We start from the raw sequence: 8,465 nt of genomic DNA, 5'->3' as shown, positions 1-8,465 counted from the left end.
CTACACAAGAACAACAGAAGAAAATACAGTTCTTGGTGAAAGTATGCCAGATAATCCGACAAGAACAGATTATGATTTTCTAGGTTGGAATACAGAAAGTGATGGAGACGGAACTAGATTTACAGACGAAACAATAGTGAGAGCAGATATAACAGTATATGCAGAGTGGGATGAAGATAATGACCCAAGACCTAATCCAGATCCAACCTACACAGTAACCTTTGAAGACTATGATGGAACTACAATAAAAAGAGATAGAGTTAATCCTGGTAGAGATGCAAATCCTCCTGGAGATCCAACAAGAACTGGATTTGAATTCAAAGGCTGGGAAGGCAACTGGAGAAATGTTAGAAAGAATGAAACAGTAGTTGCACTTTACGAAGAAATAGTAATAGAAGAAATCATAATTGAAGAACCAATAACAGAAGCACCACCGGTTGTGATACCTCCAGTGGAAGTAGTGGAAGTACCAGTTGAAGTTCCAGCAGCGGCACCAACCCTACCAAAAACAGGATCAGTAGGAGCGGGAGAGATGGCAGGTTTTGGAGCACTGATGATGGCAATAGGAATTCTTCTAGGAAAGAAAAAAGGATTCTAGAATAATAAACTGAAGTTGAACAAAAATCATTCAGGGTGTACACTATATTTTGAGTAGTGTACACCCTGAATCTTTTTTGTAATTCTATCGTAAGAGTTTAAAAGACATCATAGGGTATATGAGACATAAGAAAAGTGAAGTACCAAACAGGAGTGACATTAGATGCTTGAATTATTACTATTGATAAAATTTATAATATATACAGGGGTAATAAGAGTTGAACACAATAGATTAGGAGTTATTCTTACAAGCTTCTTTATAAGCGTAGTAATCCTTCAGCTGATAAAAAGGATTAAAGGCAAGAGAAGATTTGCATATATCTTTGGATTCTATGGCTTTGTATCTCTCCTCATGCTCATAAACGGAGCATACTTCACACAGTTTAACAGTCTGACATCCGTTAATGTAATAGGACAGATACCCCAACTTGTAAATGTGGGGGATAATCTCAAATTTCTGATCGATTTCAAGAAGATAGCTCTACTAATGGAGTTGCCAATAGTATATTATTATTTTAAGCATGTAAAAAGAAACTATGATCCAGTAAAGAAGATTCCCTTCAAGTACAAACCAAATGCACTTATCACAGGAATAGTAGCATTGGCAATTCTGATTCAGTATTTTGGATACACAGGACAAATGACTTCCGTTGCTGCGCAGGAACTATTCTTGTACCATACAATAGATATAGGTCGTAGTATTGTAAGGGAACATAAGGCAGCTGCACAAGTACTGACAATGGACTACCGCATGGAAAGGATACGTATGCGAAGGAATCTTATAAATGGCAACTACACTGGAGTCGGAGAAGGGAAGAACCTTATAGTGATTCAGGTGGAAGCACTTCAGGACTTTTTAATTGGACGAACATATCTTGGACAGGAAATCACCCCGAATTTAAACAGGCTTGCAAACAGTGAATCATCATTATACTATAATAACTACTTTCAACTTGTTGGAAAGGGAAATACCTCGGATGCAGAATTTGTATCTCACAATTCACTGTACCCTTCATTGGGAGAGCCCACATATTTGGAGTATGAGGAGAATAACTACTACGGTCTACCATGGCTTTTAAGAGATAACGATTATACTGCCTGGGCTTTCCATGGGTATGAAAGAGACTTCTGGAACAGGGAAGAGGCATATGTAAACCAGGGCTTTCAAAGATTTATAGCAGAGGATAATTTCCAGTTTGAAGAAGAAGTAGGTTTTGGTATGAAGGATGAAGATTTTTTCGAGCAATCTTTGGAATACCTAAAGGAGCTTGATCAGGTGGATGATAATCCTTACTATGCATTTATGGTAACCTTGACAAGTCATACACCATTTGAGATGCATGAGGAGGACCAACATCTGCAGCTAAAACCTGAGCATAAGGGCACAATTCTAGGAGACTATCTTCATGCTATACATTATACTGACAAGGAGCTTGGAAAATTTATCGATAATCTGGAAGAGCAGGGCTTGCTTGAAAACTCAGTACTGGCAATCTACGGAGATCACTTTGGGATGAATGCTGTCAATGAAATAGACCAGGAGCTTATGACAGATTACCTCCATACAACATATGACTTTGACCATATGATGAATGTTCCACTGATAATCAACATACCTGGAGAAACCCTTGGAATTGAAATCTCCACAATTGGAAGCCAGATTGATTTCTATCCAACAATGGCAAATATCATGGGATATCCAATAGATAAGGGTATAATATTCGGTAGAGACCTGAATAACCTTCAGACAAGAAACTATGTTTACCCTGTAAGCTTTATGAAACCAGGTTCAGTGATAACTGAGGAAGCAGTATTTGAAATGTCCAGGGATGATATATATGAGCACAGTAGAGCGTATGACAGAATAACCAGAGAATCAATAGACATCAATAAATTCAAGAATCTAAGCAACAGAGCGATACAGGAGATAACACTATCAAATTATATATTGGACAATGACTTGGTAAGAGTAATTAACAAGTCCAAGAGTACAATATATAAATAAATTGTTATCCCGACTAGCAGAAAGGATTTCAGACCCTTGAAAACTACCCAAATAATTATGAATTAAGTCTGTCATCCTGAAGCTAAGCTGAAGAATCTTGACCCCAGAGCTTTACCATAATAATTGAGAATTGAGAAATTAGATTTGCCACGTGCCCAGCAATAGAAGTATCCGAAATCTTTGATTTCGATATATTTCATTGATAGGGTATGAACTGAATTAACCCGGAGGTGTCAAATGAAAAAACTTTTAACATTACTATTAGTAGTATCCCTACTATTACCAACAACCGTATTCGCTCAGGAATCCTCATTGGGTAACATACAATCCTTTGAAACAGAAGCGGATTTGGAACTGATGACTGAAGTATACAATTTCATTCAGGAAGCATATCCTCTTGAACTAGACAACAAGGCAGTAATTGAAGGTGGACTTAAGGGAATGCTTCAAGCGATTGATCCTTACAGCGACTACTACACTCCAGAGGAAGCATCAGAACTGTATATGGAGCTGATGGGATTCTTTACAGGGATAGGTATATATATTGAAAAGGAAGAAAACTACATTACCATAGTAGATACAATTGAAGGAGCCAATGCAAGAGAAGCAGGATTACTGCCTGAGGATGTAATAATTTCAATAGATGGAATTGACACGAGAGACATGCCCCTCTCAGAAGCATCCAGCATGATAAAGGGAGTCAAGGGTACAACAGTGAAGCTTGGAATAAAGAGATCAGGGGTGGATGATATCCTGTACTTTGAGATTATTAGGGATGAGATAGTAATCAATCCAGTAGCATACAGTGAGATAGAAGAAGGAATTGGATATATAAATCTAAGCGAGTTCAGCCAGACAGCTGCAATCGAAACAAGAAGAGCCCTCGGTCAATTCAACAAATCAGGTATAAGAAAAATCATACTTGATTTAAGGGATAATCCAGGCGGTCTACTAGATCAGGCAGTAAAGATAGCTAAGGAGTTCGTAGCCGAAGGACCAATAGTTCATATTAGGGAAAAGAACTCAGCCCTTTTAACATATTCATCCTACAACGAAGTACCGGATTACGATCTGGTATTGTTGGTTAACGAAAACAGTGCCTCTGCATCAGAAATACTTGCAGGAGCGATAAGAGACAGAAATGCAGGTACTATAATAGGAAAGAAAACATTTGGCAAGGGAATAGTTCAAAGTATCATACCTTTGGAGAACGGAAGTCTTATTAAAATGACAACAGCAGAATACCTTACGCCAAAATACAGAAGCATCCACGGAATAGGAATAGAACCGGACATAGTTGTTGAGAACATAGAAAGACTTGATCTTCAATTACAAAGAGCTATTGAACTATTACAGTAAAGATAAAGGACAGAGCTAAAGGTAAGAAGTAAGAGGTAAGAGGTAAAAGTAAGATTAAAAACATTGCTATGGAGGAATTATGGCTGAAACAATACTGTCAACTAAGAGTATGGGTTTTTCAATCAAAATAATAAACCTGAGCAAAGAGTTGCAAGAGAAAAAAGAGTTCATTATGTCGAAACAGATAGTAAGAAGTGGCACCAGCATAGGAGCAAATATTCGGGAAGCTAAATTTGCACAGAGTGATTTGGACTTTATTCACAAGATGAGTATAGCCTTGAAAGAATCCAATGAAACATTGTACTGGCTCGAGCTTCTTTACCGAACAGACTATATTACCAAGCAGCATTATTTTGAATTGAGAAATGATTGTGAGGAGCTTCTTAGAATTCTGCATTCAACTGTGGTCACCTGCAAGAAGAAGTTAAACAATCAAAGCAAGTAATTAATTAGAGGCTGGCTTGTTAGAGTAACAAACAAAGCTAGCTTCTTTTTAATTATTACCTCATAGATATTATCTCTTTCATCCCTTAAATTTTAGTTATTAACTATTAGCTGTCTTTTTATTACTTCTTAGTTCTTAGATATTACCTATTAGATCTAAGCTTAATACACAAAGCGTAGTTTGAACCGATCAATAGCCGTACATACAGGTATATTACAAGCAAGACTCCTATTTGTAATACGCTTGTAATGTTAATATCAAAGTTGCCGTGGTATAATACATACATGAAGCACGTAATTTAGGAGTGTTTCCTATATTACAAATTCATTACACAGCCATCTTAATCTTGATTTAAGGGTGGTGTAATGCTATAATCAAGTGTAGAATGATGGTAAATTGAATATTTTACCATTTTCTACAGCAAGAGTCAGAGGGGTTTCGAGGGAATGACCCACTGACAGAATACTTCATTCCTTCAGAAAATATAATATACATTATAAGGAGGGTTTTATTGATGAAGAAGCATTTAGCATTAGTATTGGCTTTAGTAATGGTTTTATCAAGTTTCAGCTTCGTATCAGCAGCACCAGATTTTGCTGATGTAAAAGATACGATGTATGAAGAGGCAGTTGATAGACTGGAATTACTAAATGTCCTTAAGGGTTACCCAGATGGAACTTTTAGACCAGATAACTCAATCTCTAGAGCAGAATTTGCTGCTGTAGCGGTAAGAGCTAGAGGTCTTGAGGGAGTAGCTGTAGCAGCTGCCGGACTTCCATCAGGATTCAGCGATGTACCTGCAAACCATTGGGCAGCAGGATACGTTGGAACAGCTGCGAGCATGGGAATTGTAAACGGAATCGGAAACGGTATGTTTGCACCTGCAGCTCCAGTTAAGTATGAAGAAGCAGTAACTATGCTTGTAAGAGCACTTGGTTATGAGAATGATGCACAAGCAAAAGGTGGATATCCATTCGGCTACCTTATAGTAGCTGAAGAGATTGACCTATTGGATGACGTAAGAGCAACTCAAGGAACTTGGGCATCAAGAGGTATGGTTGCAATGTTGACTGACAATGCTCTTGAAATTCCAATGATGATATCAGTTGGATCTGGTGACGATGCAAGATGGATCGTTTCAGGAGAAGACAGAACTGACGAGCAACGTCTTCTTGACTTTATGGGATTTGAAAAAGTTAATGGTGTTGTAGAAGTTCAAGACATGGATGACATGGAGATTGAGCTTGATGGCGATGAGTATGTTACTCCTGCTGGATTTGATTTCTTTGTTCTTGAAGGCGCAGAAATAACAGCTTGGGTAGATGGCGACGACATAATAGTGTACACTCTAGAAGATGAGATTCTTTTCGGAGCAGTTGACGCTAACGCGGATCTTGACGAAATTGAAATGGTTAAGTCAGAAGACGAGTATGACGTTGCAGAAGATGTAGTAGTTATGGATGCAGACTTTGCAAAAGTTGTAATCAATGGCGACGATGAAGTTTCATTCTTCGAAGGATATGACATGGATGGATTCATTCTTGTTGATGAAATCGATGATGAAATGATTCTTGACCTAAACGAAGATGAAGTTGATGTTGAAGACTTTGTAGTTCTTAAAGGTGAAATGACAGTAAGCATTGACGATCTTGAAGAAGGAGATGTAGTATTCTACGTTGTTAACGATGATGTTCTTGGCGGAGAGTATGAAGGACTTGCTGTAGCTTACAATGAAAGCGTAATGGGAGAAATCTCAAGAGTATACACAGATGGATTCAGACTAGAAGGCGATGACTACAAATGGACTTCAGACGCTCAATATCTTGATGATGGAGATCTTGGTGACCTTACAGCTGACTTGGCTGAAGGTATGATGGATGAAGAAATGGATGTTGAAGCATTCCTTGACTTCAATGAAGATGTGGTTCTATTGGTAGGAGATACTGGAGAAGCTGCAACTTCCAAGTTCTACGCAGTATTGATTGATAATGCTGTAGCGTATGTTGGAAGAGGCGGAGACATGCTAGCTCTTGATTTGTTAAACGAGTTTGGCGAAGAGATGGAGTTGGATATTGCTAAGAGCTTTATCGAAGACGGTGACTTCACAGTTGAAGTTGATGCTCAAGCAACCTTTACTACTAATGCAGCAATAACTACTGTAGCAGATGAGTTTAAACTCAATGCTGAGCCATTCTTGTTTGAGGTTGAAGTTGATGAAGATGGAGATCTTGAGACTCTAAAACTGCTTGCAATTGATGTGTTAATTGATCATGACGCAACTACAGTTACTGAAGGATTCGAGATTGACGACACTTACGCAGCAGTTGAAGTAGCAACTGATGATAGTGCAGACTTCAGACTAATGTCAAGTACAGTAGTATTTTATGAGTATGACACAACAAATCTTGATTTTGAGGAAGTAGCTACACTTGGAGAAGTTGAAGATTTCTCAGAAGTAGAAGAAGGATTTGCTTATGTTAAGAATGGCAGAATAGAAGTTGCTCTTGCAACTATGACAGATGCTGATACAGACACTACTGACTACACTGGTCTAGTTACTGATATCAGAGAAATAAGAGGCGGAGACTTAGAAATTACCATTGAAGTATTTGGTGTAGAAATGGAATTTGTTACTGCAGATGGTGCAATAATTCCTGACACTGCTGCTGAAGATATGATATGGACTCTAGTAGTTGGAGATACTTCAAATGAAATAGACGAAATCAAATCAGTAGACTATGATAAAGATTGGATTGTCGATTCTGTAGATGTTTCAGATAATGAAATAGTAGTTAAGGAAACTGCTACTAGTACAGCAACAGTAACTATTGAGTTGATTGATGACGCAGTTATCTATGATGTTGATGATGATTTTGCAGAACTTAGACTAAGAGATGTTACAAAAGGCGATGTAATAAATGTAGTGTTTGATGAAGACAGCAACTACTGGGTAGCTTATGTACTAGTTGATCCATCAGATGCAACTGTAGTTACTGGACTAGACATGACTTACACTACAGCAGGAGCTATCGAACTTGAAGGACTTAAAGCTGAAACAGGTTATACTGTAAGAGTTGTAACATCAAGAGATTCCAATATTATTGGTGACTTTGGATTTGTTACTGGTGAAGATGTAACAACTGCATCAGTTGATTTAACTGCAGAACTTACTAATGGTATAACTTATGTTGCAGAATTGTACTATACTGCTGATCTTGTTAATGCATCACCTTCAAGACTTGATGCAGTAAGCTTTACGGCTGTAAGTAGTAAATAATTAAAATAATAATATAGGCAAATTAGTTATATAATGTCTACAATATTATATTAACATGAATAAAGGCCCTCTCGAGGGCCTTTATTCATGTTAAAAAAGATACTGTTTCTTTAGTTGCTTTCATTTCCATGTTTCATTTGATATAATTCAGGTATATACATATTACTGAAGGCCATAGTAGGGGAGGAATAAAATAATGAAGAACAATACTATAATATTTGGACTGATTGTATCCTTGGCATTTATTTCATTAAGTGATTCTAGAGTTTTTGCCGAGGAGACAGCTGTTGAAGAGAGTGAGATAGTATCTGAAGAGTCACTTTCTAAAGAAGAAATTTTTGAGGATGAAGTATTGGAATTAAGTCTCCAGGAAGCAATTGATTACGCTATTGTAAACAGTAAGGAGATGGTAATACAGAGAATTGAAATGGAGAAGTCTGAATTGGAGTACAAGCAGAATAAAAGTTCCATAAAGGATACAGAGGATGCCTTGGATTTGATGGATAGACTATCAATACCAAGAAGATATGAGGTTACACCGGATGAAAATGTAAACAGGGCACTGATCAAGAATGGTGGAGCAATGAAGCAGGTTGAATTGGTCTATAATATGGCAAAATGGAATCATGACACAACCGAGAATCAGATTAAGTATAATGTCGAGAAGGCATACTTTGACTTATTGCAAACAGAGAAAGAATTGAAAATAGCTGAAGAAAACCTTGCACTTGTACAAAAACAATATGAACATGGTAAGCTTCGATATGAAGTTGGCATGATAT

General features: G+C 37.5%; 6 protein-coding genes. All 6 read left to right on the top strand.

Annotation, left to right across the window (positions count from 1 at the left end; all coding sequences use genetic code 11):
• Positions 1 to 598 (top strand): InlB B-repeat-containing protein (locus ACOEN1_RS09925; protein WP_422486742.1); only part of this gene is annotated, 598 nt, incomplete at its 5' end.
• A 162-nt stretch (positions 599 to 760) separates the two neighbouring features.
• Positions 761 to 2,602: an LTA synthase family protein gene (locus ACOEN1_RS09920; protein WP_422486741.1), complete on the top strand. Its 1,842-nt coding sequence runs from the start codon at positions 761 to 763 to the stop codon at positions 2,600 to 2,602.
• A 237-nt stretch (positions 2,603 to 2,839) separates the two neighbouring features.
• Positions 2,840 to 3,961: a S41 family peptidase gene (locus ACOEN1_RS09915; protein ID WP_422486740.1), complete on the top strand. Its 1,122-nt coding sequence runs from the start codon at positions 2,840 to 2,842 to the stop codon at positions 3,959 to 3,961.
• Positions 3,962 to 4,040: 79 nt separating this feature from the next.
• Positions 4,041 to 4,406, top strand: coding sequence for a four helix bundle protein (locus tag ACOEN1_RS09910; protein WP_422486739.1), 366 nt, complete (start codon positions 4,041 to 4,043; stop codon positions 4,404 to 4,406).
• Between the two features lie 514 nt (positions 4,407 to 4,920).
• Positions 4,921 to 7,683: an S-layer homology domain-containing protein gene (locus ACOEN1_RS09905; RefSeq protein WP_422486738.1), complete on the top strand. Its 2,763-nt coding sequence runs from the start codon at positions 4,921 to 4,923 to the stop codon at positions 7,681 to 7,683.
• Positions 7,684 to 7,879: 196 nt separating this feature from the next.
• Positions 7,880 to 8,465: TolC family protein (locus ACOEN1_RS09900; RefSeq protein WP_422486737.1), on the top strand; the 586-nt coding region annotated here is incomplete at its 3' end.

It is taken from the genome of Gudongella sp. DL1XJH-153 (assembly GCF_049310905.1).
Taxonomy (GTDB): Bacteria; Bacillota; Clostridia; order Tissierellales; family Tissierellaceae; genus Gudongella.
This window is presented reverse-complemented; position numbering and strand designations above follow the sequence as displayed.